Annotated in this window: 19 protein-coding genes and 1 tRNA gene; 19 read left to right on the top strand and 1 reads right to left on the bottom strand. The window is 68.4% G+C overall.

What is annotated here, in order from left to right:
- The first annotated feature begins 60 nt into the window (after positions 1–60).
- The 7 genes from QZ607_RS04420 (at position 61) to QZ607_RS04390 (ending at position 6,303) form a co-directional block, all read left to right on the top strand.
- Positions 61–201, top strand: coding sequence for a hypothetical protein (locus QZ607_RS04420; protein WP_295880117.1), 141 nt, complete (start codon positions 61–63; stop codon positions 199–201).
- Positions 202–332: 131 nt separating this feature from the next.
- On the top strand, positions 333–653 hold the full coding sequence (locus QZ607_RS04415; RefSeq protein WP_295880114.1) for a hypothetical protein: 321 nt from the start codon (positions 333–335) through the stop codon (positions 651–653).
- Positions 654–690: 37 nt separating this feature from the next.
- Positions 691–1,665 (top strand): lysophospholipid acyltransferase family protein, encoded by a 975-nt coding sequence (locus QZ607_RS04410; protein ID WP_295880113.1) that lies wholly within the window; start codon positions 691–693, stop codon positions 1,663–1,665.
- Positions 1,666–1,673: 8 nt separating this feature from the next.
- The gene (locus tag QZ607_RS04405) at positions 1,674–2,654 is read left to right on the top strand and encodes a lysylphosphatidylglycerol synthase transmembrane domain-containing protein (protein ID WP_295880111.1); all 981 of its coding nucleotides are present in this window, start codon (positions 1,674–1,676) and stop codon (positions 2,652–2,654) included.
- Between the two features lie 595 nt (positions 2,655–3,249).
- Complete coding sequence (gene typA / locus QZ607_RS04400) at positions 3,250–5,073, top strand: translational GTPase TypA (protein ID WP_295880109.1); 1,824 nt, start codon at positions 3,250–3,252, stop codon at positions 5,071–5,073.
- A 96-nt stretch (positions 5,074–5,169) separates the two neighbouring features.
- Positions 5,170–5,493 carry a hypothetical protein gene (locus tag QZ607_RS04395; protein ID WP_295880106.1) on the top strand — a complete coding sequence of 108 codons (324 nt, stop codon included), beginning with the start codon at positions 5,170–5,172 and terminating at the stop codon, positions 5,491–5,493.
- A gap of 228 nt (positions 5,494–5,721) precedes the next feature.
- Positions 5,722–6,303 carry a hypothetical protein gene (locus tag QZ607_RS04390; protein ID WP_295880104.1) on the top strand — a complete coding sequence of 194 codons (582 nt, stop codon included), beginning with the start codon at positions 5,722–5,724 and terminating at the stop codon, positions 6,301–6,303.
- Between the two features lie 219 nt (positions 6,304–6,522).
- On the opposite strand, the gene smpB is transcribed toward QZ607_RS04390, so the two are convergent.
- Positions 6,523–7,005: an SsrA-binding protein SmpB gene (smpB, locus tag QZ607_RS04385; protein WP_295880102.1), complete on the bottom strand. Its 483-nt coding sequence runs from the start codon at positions 7,003–7,005 to the stop codon at positions 6,523–6,525.
- A gap of 114 nt (positions 7,006–7,119) precedes the next feature.
- Between smpB and tpiA the strand changes: the two genes are divergently transcribed.
- The 12 genes from tpiA (at position 7,120) to nuoI (ending at position 17,891) form a co-directional block, all read left to right on the top strand.
- Positions 7,120–7,881, top strand: coding sequence for a triose-phosphate isomerase (tpiA, locus tag QZ607_RS04380; protein ID WP_295880099.1), 762 nt, complete (start codon positions 7,120–7,122; stop codon positions 7,879–7,881).
- A 105-nt stretch (positions 7,882–7,986) separates the two neighbouring features.
- Entirely contained in the window at positions 7,987–8,484 is a 498-nt protein-coding gene (gene secG / locus QZ607_RS04375; RefSeq protein WP_295880095.1) for a preprotein translocase subunit SecG, read from the top strand.
- A 52-nt stretch (positions 8,485–8,536) separates the two neighbouring features.
- Positions 8,537–8,621, top strand: a tRNA-Leu gene (locus QZ607_RS04370).
- Between the two features lie 240 nt (positions 8,622–8,861).
- Positions 8,862–9,218, top strand: a complete 357-nt coding sequence (locus QZ607_RS04365) for an NADH-quinone oxidoreductase subunit A (protein ID WP_295880094.1) — start codon at positions 8,862–8,864, stop codon at positions 9,216–9,218.
- 99 nt (positions 9,219–9,317) lie between these two features.
- A complete protein-coding gene (locus QZ607_RS04360) occupies positions 9,318–9,806 on the top strand; it encodes an NADH-quinone oxidoreductase subunit B family protein (protein ID WP_295880092.1) in 489 nt (162 codons plus the stop codon).
- A gap of 27 nt (positions 9,807–9,833) precedes the next feature.
- Positions 9,834–10,580, top strand: coding sequence for an NADH-quinone oxidoreductase subunit C (locus QZ607_RS04355; protein WP_295880090.1), 747 nt, complete (start codon positions 9,834–9,836; stop codon positions 10,578–10,580).
- Positions 10,573–11,832 carry an NADH-quinone oxidoreductase subunit D gene (locus tag QZ607_RS04350; RefSeq protein WP_295880088.1) on the top strand — a complete coding sequence of 420 codons (1,260 nt, stop codon included), beginning with the start codon at positions 10,573–10,575 and terminating at the stop codon, positions 11,830–11,832. Before QZ607_RS04355 ends, QZ607_RS04350 begins: the two co-directional genes overlap by 8 nt.
- Positions 11,832–12,359, top strand: coding sequence for an NADH-quinone oxidoreductase subunit NuoE (gene nuoE / locus QZ607_RS04345; RefSeq protein WP_295880086.1), 528 nt, complete (start codon positions 11,832–11,834; stop codon positions 12,357–12,359). Before QZ607_RS04350 ends, nuoE begins: the two co-directional genes overlap by 1 nt.
- Positions 12,360–12,423: 64 nt before the next feature.
- Entirely contained in the window at positions 12,424–13,713 is a 1,290-nt protein-coding gene (gene nuoF / locus QZ607_RS04340; RefSeq protein ID WP_295880084.1) for an NADH-quinone oxidoreductase subunit NuoF, read from the top strand.
- A 137-nt stretch (positions 13,714–13,850) separates the two neighbouring features.
- Positions 13,851–16,274, top strand: coding sequence for an NADH-quinone oxidoreductase subunit NuoG (gene nuoG, locus QZ607_RS04335; RefSeq protein ID WP_295880081.1), 2,424 nt, complete (start codon positions 13,851–13,853; stop codon positions 16,272–16,274).
- Positions 16,271–17,305, top strand: a complete 1,035-nt coding sequence (gene nuoH, locus QZ607_RS04330) for an NADH-quinone oxidoreductase subunit NuoH (RefSeq protein WP_295880079.1) — start codon at positions 16,271–16,273, stop codon at positions 17,303–17,305. The genes nuoG and nuoH overlap by 4 nt, the downstream gene beginning before the upstream one ends.
- A 94-nt stretch (positions 17,306–17,399) precedes the next feature.
- Positions 17,400–17,891, top strand: coding sequence for an NADH-quinone oxidoreductase subunit NuoI (gene nuoI / locus QZ607_RS04325; protein ID WP_295880076.1), 492 nt, complete (start codon positions 17,400–17,402; stop codon positions 17,889–17,891).
- The last annotated feature ends 96 nt before the right edge of the window (positions 17,892–17,987 follow it).

Here is a 17,987-nt window from a genome sequence, read left to right as displayed (position 1 = left end):
CCCGTAGGGCGGATCAGCGAAGCGCAGCCGCCGACCCGACTCATCCACACTATCTCGCCGATGGACCGGCTGTTCCTGAAGCGTCCCTTGGTGCCGACCCGCGTGCCCACCGCGGATCCCTTCCCGGCCCGGCTTGATCTGGCGGGCCGTTCGGCCGAACATCCCGGTTCCCTCAAGCTGCCCGTCGCCCCCATCGCATGAGCTCGACCCCTGCACCCGAGCGTCCCGGAGATCCGCTGCCTGCCCCCCCGGCCGGCGTGCGCGGGCCTGCGCAGGTCCCGATTGCGGTCCTGTCTCTGGCGCTGTCTCTGGCTGCCGCCCCCGCGCCGGGCGTGGAGCCGCACGAGCCCCTCGTCGGTGTCATCGGGTTCGACCTGTGCGAGATGGATGCAGACGGCCTGGTGGGCCCGCCGGGCGGCAAGCGGGCCCTGGATTACGAATTCTGCATTCCGGCGGGCGCCGGCTTCGCGGCGCAGGTGCGGGCCATCGATGCCACCGCGCGCCTCAGTCCCGGCTCCCCGGGGCGTGTCGGCTGCGGCCCGGACGAGGTGCTGGTGCTCGGCAATACGCACCGACCGGACTTCGCCTTCGTGCTGCAGCAACTGGCCGGTCTGCCTTATGTCGAGCGCATCGAGCGCGCGTGGTTCGAGTAGCGCGCCGGTGGGCTGGGGGCGGAGGCTCTGGGGGCGGATGCTCTGGGTGCGGATGCGTTGGGGGCCGCGGCACTGGCCGGCCTGGCTCGCGGTGGGCCTGTTCGGGCTTCTGGCGCGGCTGCCCTTCCCGCTGCTTTGGGCGCTGGGGCAGGGGCTCGGGCGCCTGGCATGGCTGGTGCTGCCGGGGCGGCGTGCCGTAGCGCAGACCAATGTGTCGCTGTGTCAGCCGGGGCTCGATGCACGGGCGCGTGCGCAGCTGGTGCGGGCGCACTTCGGCTGGCTCGGTGTCGCCGCCGTCTCTCAGGGGCTCAGCTGGCGGGCCGGGCCAGGGCGGCTTGCGCGCATCGTGCGTATCCGCAACCGCGAGCACATCGATGCCTGTATCGCCGCCGGCCGGCCCGTGATCGTGCTGGTGCCGCACTTCGTGGGGCTGGAGCTGGGCGGCACGGCCTTCACGGCGCTGGTGCATCCGGGCATGTACATGTATCAGCGCATCCGCAATCCGGTGCTCGATGCCCAGGTGCGCCACGGGCGCACCCGTTTCGGCAGTATTCCCGTGGAGCGCAGTGACGACCTGCGTGGCCTGATCCGCCGCATCCGTGCCGGCATCCCGTTCTTCTACCTGCCGGATCAGGACCCCGGGCCGCGGCGGGGCATCTTCGTGCCCTTCTGCGGCGTGGCGGCGGCCACGGTGCCGACGCTTGGGCGCATCGCCCGGCTCGCCGGCGCCGAGGTGATCCCCACCTTCGCGCGTTTTCTGCCGCAGGGGCAGGGGCTGGAGCTGTGCTTCGATGCGCCGCTCGCGGACTTTCCGAGCGGCGACGAGGCGGCGGACACGGCGCGCATGAACCAGGTGATCGAGGCGCGGCTCGCGAGCATGCCGGCGCAGTACTTCTGGGTGCACCGTCGCTTCAAGACGCGCCCGGCAGGCGCACCGCCCCTGTATCCCATCTCGCGTCGCCGCGAGCGCCGCCGGCAGGCGCGGCAGCGTGCGGGCAGGGTCGGCACATGAGTGCACGGGTGCCGTCTCAGCCCGACCTCCGGCCGCCACGGCTCGGGCGAGCGCGGGATTGGCTCATCGGCCTGACGCTGCTCATCGGGCTTCTCATCGCCGTGGAGCATCGGGTGGGCTGGCAGGCGCTGATTGCCCCCTGGCGCACCCTCTCGCCCTGGCTGCTGGCGGGTGCCTTCGCGCTGACGGCGGTGAGCTATGCACTGCGCGGGCTCAGGGTTTACGAATACTTCGGGCCACTGGTGGCCGGGCGCTTCGTGGCGGTGCTGCGCCTGTCCGTGCTGCACAATACGGCCAACAACCTGCTGCCCATGCGCACCGGGGAGGTGGTCTTCCCCTGGCTCATGCGGCGCTGGTTCGGGCACGGCTTTCTGGCCTCCGGCGCCTCGCTGCTGTGGATTCGGGTCATGGACCTGCACTGCCTGGTGCTGGCGGCGCTGGTGGTGCTGTGGCTGCGGCTGCCGGGCTGGTGGTGGCCGGGGCTGGGGTCGCTGTGGCTGGCGCTGGTGCCGCTGGGGCTCGCCATCCGGCAAAGCGGTTGGGTGGCGCAGTTGCCGCCGGGACGGGTGCGCCGGGTGCTGCTCTTTCTGCTGGATGCCGCGCCGGCGGATACCTGGCTGCTGGCTCGGCTGTATCTGTGGACCATCCTGTCCTGGGGCACCAAGCTGCTGGCCTTTGCGCTGGTGCTGGGGCATTTCGTGGACGCCGCGCTGTGGCAGCGACTGGCCGGTGTGCTGGGGGCGGAGCTGTCCAGCGTGCTGCCCTTCCACGGCATCGCCGGGGCCGGCTCCTATGAGCTCACCGGCATGGCGGCCATGGTGCCGCTCGGCATCGATGTCGGCGCCGCGCTGGCGGGTGCGGTGAACCTGCACCTGTTCCTGCTCGGGGCCACCCTGCTGCTGGGTGGCGGCGCATTGCTGCTGCCGGTGGGGCAGGGGGTGGCGCCGGCCGGATCCGAGCGCGACCGGACGCCCGACGACCGGGGCTGACGCTGCACCCGGTATCAGCGGTCCGGCACCGTTGACAGCAGCCCCCGACGGCGTTCTCGCCGGCTTGGTTGTTCACAAGCACAGGGCCACCCGCGGGTTGCCCCTGCGGCGCCCGGCGGGGAGACGCACTGCCCGACGGGATATTAGCATAATCAATGACTTGCGCGCTTGGTCAGTGATCGTACAATCCAGCGTCACCCCCGTGTTTTCGGGGGCTTAGGCCCGTCTCCCAAGGATTGTCCACAGGCTTATCCACAGCGCCTGTTGGCGAATGCGAAGATTCCATGACGGGAAAATGCCTTGCCTGTGACAGGGTAGTATTCACTTGAAGAATCGCCGCTAAGTGGCTGTATCGGAGGCTGCCCAGTCGCGCCCGCCTGCATCGGGCCTGGTTCCGGCGCCGAGGGCCTCGTGCTGCGGTTCGGGCTCTGCCGTTTAAGGGTATACTGGGCTGCTGACCCTAGACCCGCAGCACGGCCTCCGCAGCGGGTATCGCCTTCCACATCGCATCCGCCCACCGGGCAGCAGCGTCCGTCGCCGCGGCGCGCGGCCTGCGACAGGCAGTGCCCGAACCGAGCCCCGGACTCACACCGACGTGATCGAGAACCTCCGTAACATCGCCATCATCGCCCACGTGGACCACGGCAAGACCACGTTGGTGGACAAGCTGCTGCAGCAGTCCGGCACGCTCGGCGAGCGCTTCGGGCCGGTGGAGCGGGTGATGGATTCCAACGACCTGGAGAAGGAGCGGGGCATCACCATCCTGTCCAAGAACACCGCGCTGAACGTCAACCTGGGCGGTACCGATTACCACATCAACATCGTCGACACCCCGGGCCATGCAGACTTCGGCGGCGAGGTGGAGCGGGTGCTGTCCATGGTGGACTCGGTGCTGCTGCTGGTGGACGCCCAGGAGGGGCCCATGCCGCAGACGCGCTTCGTGACGGCCAAGGCCTTCCAGCATGGCCTGCGGCCCATCCTGGTGGTGAACAAGATCGACAAGCCCGGCGCGCGCCCGGACTGGGTCATCGACCAGGTGTTCGACCTGTTCGACCAGCTCGGCGCGAGCGACGAGCAGCTGGACTTCCCCATCGTCTACGCCTCCGCCATCAACGGCTACGCGGGCCTGGAGGACAGGGTGTCGGCGGGCGACATGACGCCGTTGTTCGAGGCCATCGTCGAGCATTGCCCGCCGCCGGATGTGGACCCGGCGGGGCCGTTCCGGATGCAGGTCTCGACGCTCGACTACAGCAGCTTCGTCGGCGCCATCGCCGTCGGCCGCATTCAGCGCGGCAGCGTCCGGCCGAACCAGCAGATCGTCGTGGTCAAGCGCGACGGCGACCGCCAGCGCGCCAGGATCGGCCTCGTCTACGGCTACCTGGGCCTGGAGCGCAACGAGGTCAAGGAGGCCGGCGCCGGCGACATCGTCGCCATCACCGGCATCGAGGCGCCGAACGTCTCGGACACCCTGTGCGATCCGGAGGCCGTGGAGCCGCTGCCGGCTTTGTCGGTGGACGAGCCGACGGTGAGCATGACCTTCCAGGTCAATACCTCGCCCTTCGCCGGCAAGGAGGGCAAGTATCTGACCTCCCGCCAGCTCAAGGACCGGCTGGAGCGGGAGCTGATCTCCAACGTGGCGCTGCGGGTGGAGGAGGGCACGGACCCCGAGAAATTCCGGGTGTCCGGGCGCGGCGAGCTGCACCTGTCCATCCTCATCGAGAACATGCGCCGGGAGGGCTATGAGCTGGCCGTCTCCCGCCCGGAGGTCATCTTCCGCGAGATCGACGGGCAGATCTGCGAGCCCTACGAGCTGCTGACGGTGGACGTGGAGGAGACCAGCCAGGGCGCCATCATGCAGGCCCTGGGCGAGCGCAAGGCTGAGCTCAAGGACATGGTGCCGGACGGCAAGGGGCGGGTGCGGCTCGACTACCAGATCCCGTCCCGCGGCCTCATCGGCTTCCAGACGGAGTTCATGACCCTCACCTCCGGCACGGGCCTCAAGCACCACATCTTCGACCACTACGGCCCCGCCAACCAGGGCGGCATCGCCCCGCGGCGCAACGGCGCCATGATCTCCAATGCCCAGGGCAAGGTGCTGGGCTATGCGCTGTTCAACCTCCAGGAGCGCGGGCGCATGCTGGTCTCGCCGGGGGACGAGGTCTACGAGGGCCAGGTGGTGGGCATCCATTCCCGCGACAACGACCTGGTCGTGAACCCCCTCAAGGCCAAGCAGCTCACCAACATCCGCGCCGCCGGCTCGGACGAGAACATCCTGCTCACGCCGCCGGTGAAGTTCAGCCTGGAGCAGGCGCTGGAGTTCATCGAGGACGACGAGCTGGTGGAGGTGACCCCGGGCGCCATCCGCATCCGCAAGCGCTTCCTGAAGGAGCACGAGCGCAAGCGGGCCGGGCGGGGCTAGCCGCGGCCTCTTCGCGGTCGCCGCGTAATCCGTCTACCATGGGACTGATCGGTCCCCGACGACCCTGATGACGGACTTCCCCGACGAGCCATCACGATGGACGAGCTGCAAGACCTCCGCGAGCACATCGAGCACGGCCGCTACGCCGAGGCCCTGGACGAGATCCTGCCCTCGGCGCTCCGGCAGGCGTCGCTGGAGGCGTTCGAGGGCCGCCACGACGACGCCGAGCTCGCCGGCATGGTCGATATGCCGCTGCTGCGCCGCGAGGCGCTGAGCCTCATCGCACCCGGCGTCGGGACGCGGGTGGAGGACGGCGTGGGCTGTACCGGTTACAGTGCACCGGCGAAGTCGGTGGCGCAGATGGACGCCGGCATCGATGCGGCGCTGCGCACGACCTCGGACACGAACGAAGACGCGTGATCCCGGTGGAGACCGACGTCCTGGCGGGCTCGAGGAGCGCTGCGTGCGCCCTGCTGCGGCGGTCGGCCCGGCACGGGTCGTGCTGCCCGGCACCGCCGACGCCTGAGCGGGCTTGCGCAGCAGCGCAGGGCGGATCAGCGAAGCGCATCCGCCGCTTGAGTGCTGCCCGGCCAACATGACAAGGCACTCAGCGTTGAATGCAGCCATCCTCGAATCGGAGGCACGTCAATGAGTGAATCCCAGGCCGACTGCCGGCGCCTGCCGTTCGTGATCGCCGTGCTGATCGCGGTGCTGCTCGTCGCCAGTGCGGTGCTGGCGCCGCAGGTGCCGTTGCTCGGGCTGGATGCGGCGCACTGGTCCCGGGCGCTGATCTTCGCCGGCAGCGGCATCCTGGCGCTCGCCTATGTGGACGCCTTTCGCTCGCGCTGCATCCGGGTCTATATGACCATTACCCTGCCCATCCTGGCGCTCGCCTGTGTCGCACCGCTCGCGGCCACCGAGCGCGCCGCCTGGGGCGCGGCGGCGTCGCTCTGGATCAACGCCGCCATCGTGCTGGTGCTGCTGCTGGTCTTCCTGCACTTCTCGCTGCACACCATGCCGTCGGACTGGCGCCAGGGCCTCACACCCGCGCGCAGCGCGCTGTTCGGCATCGCGCTCGCGGTGGGCGCTGCGCTGTACTGGGAGTTCCGTGGCGGCGGCGCCGCGGCGGTGGACAAGACCCTGCCGCTGGCGGCGGACGCCGTGGGCATCCTGCTCGGCGCCGCGCTCTTCTGGCTCATGATGCGGCATCGGCTGCGGTATGCGGCCTAGTGCAGCAGCGGGATCAGGATGCGTGCTCCGCAACCGGTAGGGTCCGCTGTGCGGGCCGGGGCCGCAACGATTAGGCTCTTGCTTGCCTTCGTCGGGATGCTCGGGTGCCGCGAAGTCTCGGTATTTTCCTCGCGACGCCCGGCTCGATGATCTGTCTCGATGATCTGTCTCGATGTCTGGCCGGAAGTGGGCCGGCGGTCCACTCCGGTCCCAATCCACTCAGCCCTGCTTGAACAGCCGCTCCTTCTCGCGCTGCCAGTCGCGGTCTTTCTCTGTGGCGCGCTTGTCGTGGAGCTTTTTGCCCTTGGCGAGGCCGATTTCCAGCTTGGCGCGGCCGCGCTTCCAGTACATGGCGGTGGGCACCAGGGTGTAGCCGGCGCGCTCGGTCTGGCCGATGAGGCGGTTCAGCTCGCTCTTGTGCAGCAGGAGCTTGCGGGTGCGGGTGGGGTCCGGCTCCACGTGGGTGGAGGCGGACGGCAGGGGCGAGATGTGGGCGCCGATGAGGAAGGCCTCGCCGTGCAGGATTCTGACATAGCTCTCCTTGAGCTGCACGCGCCCGGCACGCAGGCCCTTGACCTCCCAGCCCTCCAGCGCAAGGCCGCACTCGAAGCGCTGCTCGATGTGGTATTCGTGTCCCGCCTTCTTGTTGAGGGCGATGGTGCTCCCGCCGCCGGCGGGCTTGTTCTTTTTTCCCTTGGCCATCCTGGGGAGTGTAAGCTAACCGCCGGCGGCGGTGGAAGCCGGGCGTTACAGATTTTCTTGCGCGGTGCGTGCGCTGCGGCTAGACTAGTCGGCTTTTCAGCGGGAGATTTTCTGATGCGACGGCCCCTGATTGCTGGCAACTGGAAAATGAACGGCACCAAGGCCGAGGCCGCCGACCTGCTGAACGGCATCAAGGCGGGCGTCGCCGGCATGCAGAAGGTGGACGTGGCGGTCTGCCCGCCGTTCCCGTACCTGTACATCGCCGCTGAGCTGCTGGCCGACACGGCCATCGGCTGGGGCTCACAGGATGTCTCCCAGGAGGCGGGCGGCGCCTTCACCGGCCAGGTGTCGGCGGCGATGCTGAAGGACTTCGGCTGTCGCTACGCCATCATCGGACACTCCGAGCGCCGGCAGCTCAACGGCGAGACCGACGCGCTCATCGCCCGCAAGTATGCGCAGGCGGTGCGCAGCGGCATCGTGCCCATTCTCTGCGTCGGCGAGACGCTGGAAGAGCGCGAGAGCGGCAAGACCGAAGAGGTGGTCGCCCGGCACATCGACGCGGTGCTGGATGCCGAGGGCGTCGAGGCCTATGGGCAGGGCATCGTCGCCTACGAGCCGGTGTGGGCCATCGGCACGGGCGTGACGGCCACGCCGGAACAGGCGCAGGATGTGCACGCATTTCTGCGCCAGCGGGTTGCCGCGAAGAGCAAGGACATCGCCGATGGTCTGCGCATCCTCTACGGTGGCAGCATGAAGCCCGGCAACGCCGCCGAGCTCATCGCCCAGGCGGACATCGACGGCGGGCTCATCGGCGGCGCCTCGCTGAAGGCAGCGGACTTCGTGGCCATCTGCCAGGCCGGCGAGGACAACGCCTGAGACGGGCCTAACGCGGGCCTGATGCGGTCCTGAACGCAGGCCGCGATAACAGCACGCGGGCGCGCACGGCGCCCCGCCCGAAGGTCGGACACCACATAACAGGCCATGCAGCTCTTCCTGACCATCCTGCACCTCCTGCTCGCTTTGGGGCTTATCGGGCTGATCCTGATCCAGCACGGCAAGGGTGCGGACGCGGGCGCCGCGTTCGGCAGCGGCGCGTCGGCGACGGTGTTTGGCTCGCGCGGGTCGGCGTCGTTCCTGACGCGCGCCACCGCGATCATGGCGACGACATTCTTCCTGACCAGCATGGCGCTTGCCTATTTCGCGGCGCAGGTCGGGGAGCCACAGGGCCTGATGGACGACATCGAGGCGCCGCCTGTGATGCCCGGCAGCGTGGGTGATCTGCCGCTCGCCCCGGACGACGGTGGTGCGGGTGAAGCGCCTGCGGTGCCGGACGATGCCGCGGCGGAGGCCGGCGCATCGTCGGATTTGGGTGACACGGACTTGCCGCCCGTGGATGTCCCGATGACGCCGGAGGCCACCGCCCCGGCCGAGGGTGCCGATCTGCCGCCGGTGCCTGTTGACGAGCCGCCGGGCGATTGATGGCGGAGCCAGTTTTGGTGATGCGCGTGCGCGGTCACCGCCCGAGTAACCTGCCGACGTGGTGGAATTGGTAGACACGCTGTCTTGAGGGGGCAGTGGCGCAAGCCGTGCCGGTTCGACTCCGGCCGTCGGCACCATCTTCACAGCCTTAGGCCCGGCCGCTTCAGGTTCGGCCACCGGCGCCGCAGCCCTGTTCGGCCAGCGCCTTTCCCGTGGCGCTGCCCAGGGCTCAACTCGCTGTCTCAACTCACTGAAAGGCAAGGGTTTCCGGGTGATCCGCCTGCTTGACACCCCGGCCCTCCCTGCACTAGACTCCGGCGCGCCCCGGGCGCTGTTCGAACAGCCCCGACAACACACCCGACACAGGCGAGCGGCGCGTGCTGGAAGACTATCTCCACATCCTGATTTTCCTTGTCGTCGCGCTGCTGATCGGCTTTGTGCCGCGTGTGCTCGGCATGGTGCTCGGCCCGCGCCGCCCGGATCAGGCCAAGGACTCACCCTACGAGTGCGGCTTCGAGGCCTTCGAGCACGCGCGCATGAAGTTCGATGTGCGCTACTACCTGGTCGCCATCCTTTTCATCATTTTCGACCTGGAGATCGCCTTCCTGTTTCCCTGGGCCGTTGTGCTGGAAGACCTTGGCATGGCCGGCTTCATCGCCATGTCGGTATTTCTCGGGATACTTGTGGTCGGCTTCATCTACGAGTGGCGCAAGGGGGCCCTGGAGTGGGAATGAGCTCCGGGCTCACCATTGGAACGCTCGTGGGCGCCACGCGTCGGTGTGCCGCCCAAGGGTCCCTGCACTTCGCCCCGCTGACTGCCGGAGGAGGCCACCATGGGTGTTAATGGGGGTATTGAAGGCGTGCTCGACGAGGGTGTCGTCACCACCACCGCCGACAAGCTGATCAACTGGGCGCGGACCGGCTCACTCTGGCCCATGACCTTCGGGCTCGCCTGCTGTGCCGTCGAGATGATGCACGCGGGCGCGGCGCGCTACGACCTCGACCGCTTCGGTATCATCTTCCGGCCGAGCCCGCGACAGAGCGACGTCATGATCGTCGCCGGCACCTTGGTCAACAAGATGGCGCCTGCGCTGCGCCGCGTCTATGACCAGATGGCCGAGCCCCGCTGGGTGATTTCCATGGGCTCGTGCGCCAACGGCGGCGGCTACTATCATTATTCGTACTCGGTGGTGCGCGGCTGCGACCGCATCGTGCCTGTGGATGTCTATGTCCCGGGCTGCCCGCCGACGGCTGAGGCCCTGCTCTACGGCGTGCTCCAGCTGCAGAACAAGATCCGCCGCACGAACACCATCGCGCGCTGACGCGCGCTCCCGGCAGTACCACAGTCCATGTCCGACTCCATCGCTTCCACCGGGGACGCCCGCCTCGACGCCCTCGCCCATGTGCTTCAGAGCCGCTGGGGCGGGGACGGCTTTGCGCTCCAATCCGCCCTGGGCGAGCTGACGCTCACCGTCCCGGCGGCGGAGATCAAGGCCGTCTGTACCGAGCTGCGTGACGACAGCGCGCTGCGCTTCGAGCAGCTCATCGACCTCTGCGGCGTCGACTACGCCGCCTACGGCAAGTCGGAATGGGCCACGGAAGAGGCGTCCACCACCGGTTTCGGCCGCGGCGTGGACCGCGATGTCGATCTGGATGAAGACGACCCGCAGCGCTTCGCCGTGGTCTATCACCTGCTGTCGCTGGAGTACAACCGGCGGCTGCGGCTCAAGGTCTACGCCGGCGGCGCACAGCCCATGGTGGACTCGGTGGTGGATGTCTGGACGGCGGCCGACTGGTTCGAGCGCGAGGCCTTCGACCTCTTCGGCATCCTGTTCCGGGGCCATCCCGACCTGCGCCGCATCCTCACGGACTATGGCTTTGTCGGCCATCCGTTCCGCAAGGATTTCCCGCTGAGTGGACACGTGGCCATGCGCTACGACCCGGATCAGGGCCGCGTGGTGTACGAGCCGGTGGAGATCGAGCCCCGGGTGCTGGTGCCCAAGGTCATCCGCAACGACAGCCGCTATGTGACCGAGGAGCAGGCGCGGGCCGCGCGTGCCGCCAAGGACGCGGCCGGGGGCGGCGCCAATGCCTGAGATCCGCAATTACACGCTGAACTTCGGCCCACAGCACCCGGCCGCCCATGGCGTGCTGCGCCTGGTGCTGGAGATGGACGGGGAGGTCATCGACCGCGCCGACCCGCACATCGGGCTGCTGCACCGCGGCACCGAGAAGCTCGCCGAGTCCAAGCCGTTCAACCAAAGTATCGGCTACATGGACCGGCTGGACTATGTGTCCATGATGTGCAACGAGCACGGCTATGTGCGCGCCATCGAGAAGCTGCTCGGCATCGAGGCGCCCATCCGCGCGCAGTACATCCGGACCATGTTCGATGAGGTGACGCGCATCCTGAACCACCTCATGTGGCTCGGGGCACATGCGCTCGATGTCGGCGCCATGAGTGTGTTCCTGTATTGCTTCCGCGAGCGCGAGGACCTGATGGACTGCTACGAGGCGGTGTCGGGTGCGCGCATGCACGCCACCTATTACCGCCCCGGCGGGGTCTACCGGGACCTGCCGGCGCAGATGCCGCGCTTCCCGGAGTCCAGCACCCAATGGCACGGTACCGGCGCCATCCGCAAGCTGAACGAGGCCCGCAGCGGCTCGCTGCTGGACTTCATCCAGGACTTCACCGAGCGCTTCCCGGCCCTGGTGGACGAGTACGAGACGCTGCTCACGGACAACCGCATCTGGAAGCAGCGCACCGTCGGCATCGGTGTCGTGAGCCCGGAGCGGGCGCTGAGCCTGGGCTTCACCGGCCCGATGCTGCGCGGCTCCGGCTTCGCCTGGGATCTGCGCAAGAAGCAGCCCTACGCGGCCTATGCGGATATGGACTTCGACATCCCGGTGGGCCAGAACGGCGACTGCTATGACCGCTACCTGGTGCGTATCGAAGAGATGCGCCAGTCGAATCGCATCATCCGGCAATGCATCGACTGGCTGCGCGCCAATCCGGGGCCGGTGATGGTGGACGACCACAAGGTCACGCCGCCGAGCCGTGTCGACATGAAAGACGACATGGAGGCCCTGATCCACCACTTTAAGCTCTTCACCGAGGGCTATTGCCCACCGCCGGGCGAGGCCTATGCCGCGGTGGAGGCGCCGAAGGGCGAATTCGGCTGCTACATCGTCTCCGATGGCGCCAACAAACCCTACAGGCTCAAGGTCCGGGCGCCGGGCTTCCCGCATCTCGCCGCCATGGACGAGATGTCCAAGGGCCATATGCTGGCCGACGTGGTGGCCATCATCGGCACCATGGACGTCGTTTTCGGGGAGATCGACCGCTGATGAGCTTTCGCACCGCACCGCTCGCCGTCGTCCACGACCTGGACAAAGAGACGCTGCTGACACCGCAGCTGCGCGCCGAGATCGACCGGCATGTGGCCAAGTATCCGCCGGAGTGGAAGCAATCCGCGGTGATGCCGGCGCTGACCCTGGTGCAGGATGACAACGGCGGCTGGCTCACCCGGGACCTCATGGACCAGGTGGCGGCCTACCTGGACATGCCGGAGGTGGCCGTCTACGAGGTGGCCAGCTTCTATGCGATGTACGATCTGGAGCCGGTCGGGCGCCACAAGATCTGTGTCTGCAACAGCATCTCCTGCATGCTCGGCGGCGCTGAGGCGCTGCTGTCGCACATCGAGCAGCGCCACGGCGTCGCGCCCGGCGAGACCTCCAAAGACGGCAGGTTCACGCTCAAGGAGTTCGAGTGTCTCGGCGCCTGTCGCCACGCCCCGGTGGTGATGGTGGACAAGGAGTATCACGAGTGTGTGACGCCGGACGGCATCGACAAGATCATCTCGAAGCTGGACTGACGCCACCCCGGCTTGGGCCTGCGGCACCGCCGAGCTTCGCGCAACCGAATCAGCAACATCCGCCATGGTCGACAATCAAGACACCGTCTGCTTCCGCACCATGCACCTGAAGCCCAAGCTGCGGCACACGCTGAAGGGCTACCGCAGCGTCGGCGGCTATGTGCAGTGGGAGCGCATCCTCAAAGAAAAGCCCTCGCCGGAGTCGCTGATCGAAGAGATCAAGCTCTCCGCGCTGCGCGGTCGCGGCGGCGCGGGCTTTCCCACCGGGCTCAAGTGGAGCTTCATGCCCCGCAACAAGCCCGGCCAGAAGTACATCGTCTGCAACTCCGACGAGGGCGAGCCCGGCACCTGCAAAGACCGGGATATCCTGCGCTACAACCCGCACCAGCTCATCGAGGGCATGGCCATCGCCGGCTACTGCATCGGCGCCACCGTCGGCTACAACTACATCCGCGGTGAGTTCTACGAGCCCACGGACCGGTTCGAGGAAGCGCTCATCGAGGCCTACCAGGCGGGTCTTCTGGGTCGCGACATCCAGGGCTCCGGCGTCGACTTCGACCTCTACACGCACTTGGGCTCCGGCGCCTACATCTGCGGTGAAGAGACGGCCCTGCTGGAGTCGCTGGAGGGCAAGAAGGGCCAGCCGCGCTTCAAGCCGCCGTTCCCGGCGCAGGCGGGCCTGTACGGCAGGCCCACCACCATCAACAACACGGAGTCGCTGGCCTCCGTGCCCGTGATCCTGGAGAAGGGCGGGCAGTGGTTCCTGGAGCAGGGGCGGCCCAACAACGGCGGGCCAAAGCTGTTTTCGGTGACCGGCCATGTGAACAAGCCCTGCAATGTCGAGGTGCCGCTCGGCACCCCGTTCCGCGAGGTGCTGTCACTCGCGGGCGGCGTCAGCGGGGGGCGCAGGCTGAAGGCGGTGATTCCCGGCGGCTCCTCGGTGCCGGTGGTGCCGGGCGAGACCATGCTGGAGACGGACATGGACTACGACTCCATCGCCAAGGCCGGCTCCATGCTGGGCTCGGGGGCGGTCATCATCATCGCGGAGGGCACCTGCATGGTGAAGGTGCTCGCCAACCTGGCGCATTTCTACGCCCACGAGTCCTGCGGCCAGTGCACGCCCTGCCGCGAGGGCACGGGCTGGCTCGCCCGGGTGCTGGAGCGCATCCTGCACGGACAGGGTCGGCCATCGGACCTCGATCTGCTGGACAATGTCGCGGGCCGCATCGGCGGGCGCACCATCTGTGCGCTGGGGGACGCGGCGGCCATGCCGGTGCAGAGCTTCCTCAAGCACTACCGGCACGAGTTCGAGCATCTCATCGAGCACGGCACGCCCCTGGTGGAGGCGGCCTAGCGCGCCCAGACCCGTCTCAGCAGGGTCCCGGCAGCGGGCGCCCCCGGCAGCCGGGCCGCGTCAGCCGGCCGGGAGCCGCGGGCGGACCAACGAGCAAGAGCAGCCCCAAGCGGGCGTTGGAGCGGAAGCAGAGCATCATGGCGGAACAGATCACCATCGAGATCGACGGCCGCAGCTGCGAGGCGGCTGCCGGCGAGATGATCATCGCGGTGGCGGACCGTGTGGGCATCCCGATCCCCCGCTTCTGCTACCACGAGAAGCTCTCCATCGCCGCCAACTGCCGCATGTGCCTGGTGGAGGCGGAGGCGGGCGGCCGTCCGTTTCCGAAGCCCGTGCCGGCCTGTGCCACACCCGTCGCCGACGGCATGAAGGTGCAGACGCGCTCGCCCAAGGCCCTGGATGCCCAGCGCGGCACCATGGAGTTCCTGCTCATCAACCACCCGCTGGACTGCCCCATCTGCGACCAGGGCGGCGAGTGCGAGCTGCAGGACGTCTCCATGGGCTACGGCGAGGACGTCTCCCGCTTCTCCGAGCGCAAGCGGGTGGTGAAGGACGAGGACTTGGGCCCCCTCATCGCCACGGACATGACCCGCTGCATCCACTGCACCCGCTGCGTGCGCTTCGGCGCCGAGATCGCCGGCGTGCGTGAGCTCGGCGCCACCGGGCGCGGCGAGGACATGCGCATCGGTACCTTCGTCGAGCACACGGTGGCGCATGAGCTCTCGGGCAACATCATCGACCTGTGCCCGGTGGGTGCGCTGACCTCCAAGCCCTACCGGTTCACCGCGCGGGCCTGGGAGCTCACGTCGGAAGAAGGCATCGCTGCCCATGATGCCGTCGGCGCCAACCTGCATCTGCACATCCGCGACGGGCGCGTCATGCGCGTACACCCGCGGGACAACGAGTCCGTCAACGAGACCTGGATTTCCGACCGCGACCGCTTCAGCTACGAGGGCCTCAACAGCGACAGCCGACTGCTGGAGCCCCTGCGTAAGCGCGACGGGCGCTGGGAGCCCATTGACTGGCAGGAGGCCCTGCACCTTGTGGCGGAGGCGCTGCGCAGCTCCGATCCGGAGCAGATCGGCTGGCTCATGGCGCCCACTGCGACGCTGGAGGAGGCCTATCTCGCACAACGGCTGCTGCGCGGCCTGGGCGGTCGGCACATCGACACCCGGCTGCGCCGACAGGACTTCCGCGGCGACCGTGCCGACCCGGCGGTGCCCTGGCTCGGGCTGCCCATCGCGGAGCTTGAGCAGCAGCAGGCGGTGCTGGTGGTGGGCAGCGACCTGCGGCAGGAGCAGCCGCTGCTGGCCCACCGTATCCGCAAGGCGGTGCTGAACGATGCGTCGGTGACCTTCCTGAATCCCTATGAGATCGGCCTGACGCATCCGGCGCGCCAGCTGACGGCGCCCCCGGGCCGGCTCACCCGGCGCCTCGCTGCCGTTGCCCGTGCCCTGTCCGCGAGTGCCGACGGTGCGGCCGGGGAGCTCATCGCCGCTGCCGATCCGGGCGAGGCGGAGACGCGCCTTGCCCAGGTGCTCGCCGCGGCCGGTGAGCAGGGCAGGGGACTGGTGCTGCTGGGCGCGCTCGCCGAGGCGGACCCGGACTACACCCTGCTCAAGGAGCTTGCGTATCTGGTGGCCGGCGCCGCCGGCTGCAGCATCGGCTTTCTGCCGCCGGCGGCAAACAGCGTCGGTGCCGCCATTGCCGGTGCCGTGCCGCATCTGGGTCCCGGCGCCGAGGCCCTTGACACCCCGGGGCTCGACGCCTACGCGATGCTGACGGAGCCGCGGCAAACCTATGTCCTCTGGGGCCTGTCGCCGGAGCTCGATCTGGTGGACCCGGCCCGCGCCCGCGACGCGCTTGCGTCGGCGGACCACGTCATCGGCTGTACGGCCTTCCGCACGCCGGATCTCGAGGCCGTGTGTGATGTGTTGCTGCCCATCTCCGGCTTCGCGGAGACCTCCGGGACTTTCGTCAATGCCGAGGGCCGCTGGCAGCGCTTCCAGGGCGCCGTGGCGCCGGTGGGCGACGCGCGCCCGGGCTGGAAGGTGCTGCGGGTGCTCGGCAACCTGCTGGACCTCGACGGCTTCACCTACAGCAGCGGCAAGCAGGTGCACGACGAGCTTGCCGCCCGCTGTGCCGACCTGACCCTCGACAACGCCCGCCGCGGTGACTACGGACTGAAGCAGCCGCTGCCGCCGCCGGAGGGACTGATGCGCGTGGGCAATGTGCCCATCTATGCCGTGGATCAGACCGTGCGTGCGGCGCCTGCCCTGCAGCATACCCCGCTCGCAGCGCCGCTTGCGGTGCATCTCCATCCGGAGGACGCCGCCCAACTGGGTCTGGCCGCGGGCGATGCGGCCGAGGTGGCGCAGGGAGCCTGCTCCGCCGTGGTGCCGGTGGTGATCGATGACCGGGTGGCGCGCGGCGCGGCACGGCTCCCCGCGGCCGTGCGCGGCAGCGGTGCGCTGGGTCCCGCTGTCGGGCCCCTTATCCTGACCAAGGCCGATCCGTCGCGGCTCACGGCGACGCAGAAGGTGGCGGAGCAGCACACATGATGGACCTCTGGAACGCCCTGCCGCTGCCGCTGCAGAGCATCATCGCGACCCTGACCATCATCCTGCCGCTGCTCGGTGTGGTGGCCTACTACACCTATGCGGAGCGCAAGGTCATCGGCTACATCCAGGTGCGCATCGGCCCGAACCGGGTCGGCTGGCGTGGCCTGCTCCAGCCCATCGCCGATGCGCTGAAGCTCCTGGTCAAGGAGGTCATCGTCCCGACCAAGGCCAACAAGGGCCTGTTCCTGCTGGCACCGCTGATCTCCATTGCGCCTGCGCTGGCGGCCTGGGCGGTGGTGCCCTTCGATGCGGGGCTGGTGCTCGCGGACATCAATGCCGGACTGCTCTATGTGCTGGCGCTGACATCGCTCGGCGTCTACGGCGTCATCATCGCCGGCTGGGCGTCCAACTCCAAATACGCGCTGCTGGGCGCCATGCGCGCGGCGGCGCAGATCGTCGCCTACGAAATCGCCATGGGCTTCGCGCTGGTGGGCGTGCTGGTGGCCGCCGGCAGCCTGAACCTGAGCGCCATCGTCGAGGCCCAGTCGGGCAGCTTCCTGACCTGGTTCTGGCTGCCGCTGCTGCCCCTGTTCGGCGTCTACTACATTTCAGGCGTGGCCGAGACCAACCGCGCGCCCTTCGACGTGGCGGAGGGGGAGTCCGAGATCGTCGCCGGCTTCCACGTCGAATACTCCGGCATGGCCTTCGCCATCTTCTTCCTGGCGGAGTACGCCAACATGGTACTCATTGCCATGCTGACGACGCTGCTCTTCTTCGGCGGCTGGCTCTCGCCCTTCCAGAACATCCCGGTTCTGGACGCGGCCACCGCCTGGGTGCCCGGCGCCATCTGGCTGCTGCTGAAGACCTTCTTTTTCATGTTCGTCTTCCTGTGGCTGCGGGCCACCTTCCCGCGCTACCGCTACGACCAGATCATGCGCTTGGGCTGGAAGGTGTTCATTCCCATCACGATCGTCTGGATCCTGGTGGTAGCCTTGGCCGTGCTGGTGGGGCTGCCGCCGTGGTGGGGCTAAGAGCGTGACGGGGGGCGAGTGGCGAGGAGCGCGGTGGCGGAACCATCCGTCGCGTCACCCTGGCCTCAATGCTCGAAATTCGATGGCCGACACTATGCTTGACACTGCACGCAAATACGTTGACAGCCTGCTGCTGACGGAGCTGCTCCGCGGTATGGGGCTCACGGGGCGCTACCTGTTCAAGCGCAAGTTCACGGTGCAGTATCCGGAGGAGAAGGCACCTACGTCGCCGCGGTTCCGTGGTCTGCATGCGCTGCGCCGCTACCCGAACGGCGAGGAGCGCTGCATCGCCTGCAAGCTCTGTGAGGCCACCTGTCCGGCGCTCGCCATCACCATCGAGGCGGAGCCCCGCGAGGATGGCTCGCGGCGCACGACACGATACGATATCGATCTGTTCAAGTGCATCTACTGCGGTTTCTGCGAGGAGTCCTGCCCGGTGGACTCCATCGTCGAGACGGGCATCTACGAGTATCACTTCGAGAATCGCGGCGAGAACATCATGACAAAGGACAAGCTCCTCGCCGTGGGGGACACGTACGAGGCCGAGATCGCCGCGGCACGCGCCGCCGATGCGCCCTATCGCTGACGCGGCGCCTGCGATCCCGACATTGAGCCGGCGCGCTGCCTGAAGCGGGCAGGGTGCGCGGGCTCCATCGCCTGTTGCGCGACGCCGCGGCACGCG

It is taken from the genome of uncultured Thiohalocapsa sp. (assembly GCF_913063425.1).
Classification (GTDB): Bacteria; Pseudomonadota; Gammaproteobacteria; order Chromatiales; family Chromatiaceae; genus Thiohalocapsa.
This window is presented reverse-complemented; position numbering and strand designations above follow the sequence as displayed.

What these genes read in the sequence shown, in the direction of transcription:
- QZ607_RS04355 (WP_295880090.1), top strand. Translation starts at nt 9,834, where the DNA reads ATGTCCGACTCCATCGCTTCCACCGGGGACGCCCGCCTCGACGCCCTC.
- nuoI (WP_295880076.1), top strand. Translation starts at nt 17,400, where the DNA reads ATGCTTGACACTGCACGCAAATACGTTGACAGCCTGCTGCTGACGGAG.
- nuoF (WP_295880084.1), top strand. Translation starts at nt 12,424, where the DNA reads ATGGTCGACAATCAAGACACCGTCTGCTTCCGCACCATGCACCTGAAG.
- QZ607_RS04390 (WP_295880104.1), top strand. Translation starts at nt 5,722, where the DNA reads ATGAGTGAATCCCAGGCCGACTGCCGGCGCCTGCCGTTCGTGATCGCC.
- nuoG (WP_295880081.1), top strand. Translation starts at nt 13,851, where the DNA reads ATGGCGGAACAGATCACCATCGAGATCGACGGCCGCAGCTGCGAGGCG.
- QZ607_RS04350 (WP_295880088.1), top strand. Translation starts at nt 10,573, where the DNA reads ATGCCTGAGATCCGCAATTACACGCTGAACTTCGGCCCACAGCACCCG.
- nuoE (WP_295880086.1), top strand. Translation starts at nt 11,832, where the DNA reads ATGAGCTTTCGCACCGCACCGCTCGCCGTCGTCCACGACCTGGACAAA.
- secG (WP_295880095.1), top strand. Translation starts at nt 7,987, where the DNA reads ATGCAGCTCTTCCTGACCATCCTGCACCTCCTGCTCGCTTTGGGGCTT.
- nuoH (WP_295880079.1), top strand. Translation starts at nt 16,271, where the DNA reads ATGATGGACCTCTGGAACGCCCTGCCGCTGCCGCTGCAGAGCATCATC.
- QZ607_RS04410 (WP_295880113.1), top strand. Translation starts at nt 691, where the DNA reads ATGCTCTGGGTGCGGATGCGTTGGGGGCCGCGGCACTGGCCGGCCTGG.
- smpB (WP_295880102.1), bottom strand. Translation starts at nt 7,005, where the DNA reads ATGGCCAAGGGAAAAAAGAACAAGCCCGCCGGCGGCGGGAGCACCATC.
- QZ607_RS04395 (WP_295880106.1), top strand. Translation starts at nt 5,170, where the DNA reads ATGGACGAGCTGCAAGACCTCCGCGAGCACATCGAGCACGGCCGCTAC.
- QZ607_RS04360 (WP_295880092.1), top strand. Translation starts at nt 9,318, where the DNA reads ATGGGTGTTAATGGGGGTATTGAAGGCGTGCTCGACGAGGGTGTCGTC.
- tpiA (WP_295880099.1), top strand. Translation starts at nt 7,120, where the DNA reads ATGCGACGGCCCCTGATTGCTGGCAACTGGAAAATGAACGGCACCAAG.
- QZ607_RS04420 (WP_295880117.1), top strand. Translation starts at nt 61, where the DNA reads ATGGACCGGCTGTTCCTGAAGCGTCCCTTGGTGCCGACCCGCGTGCCC.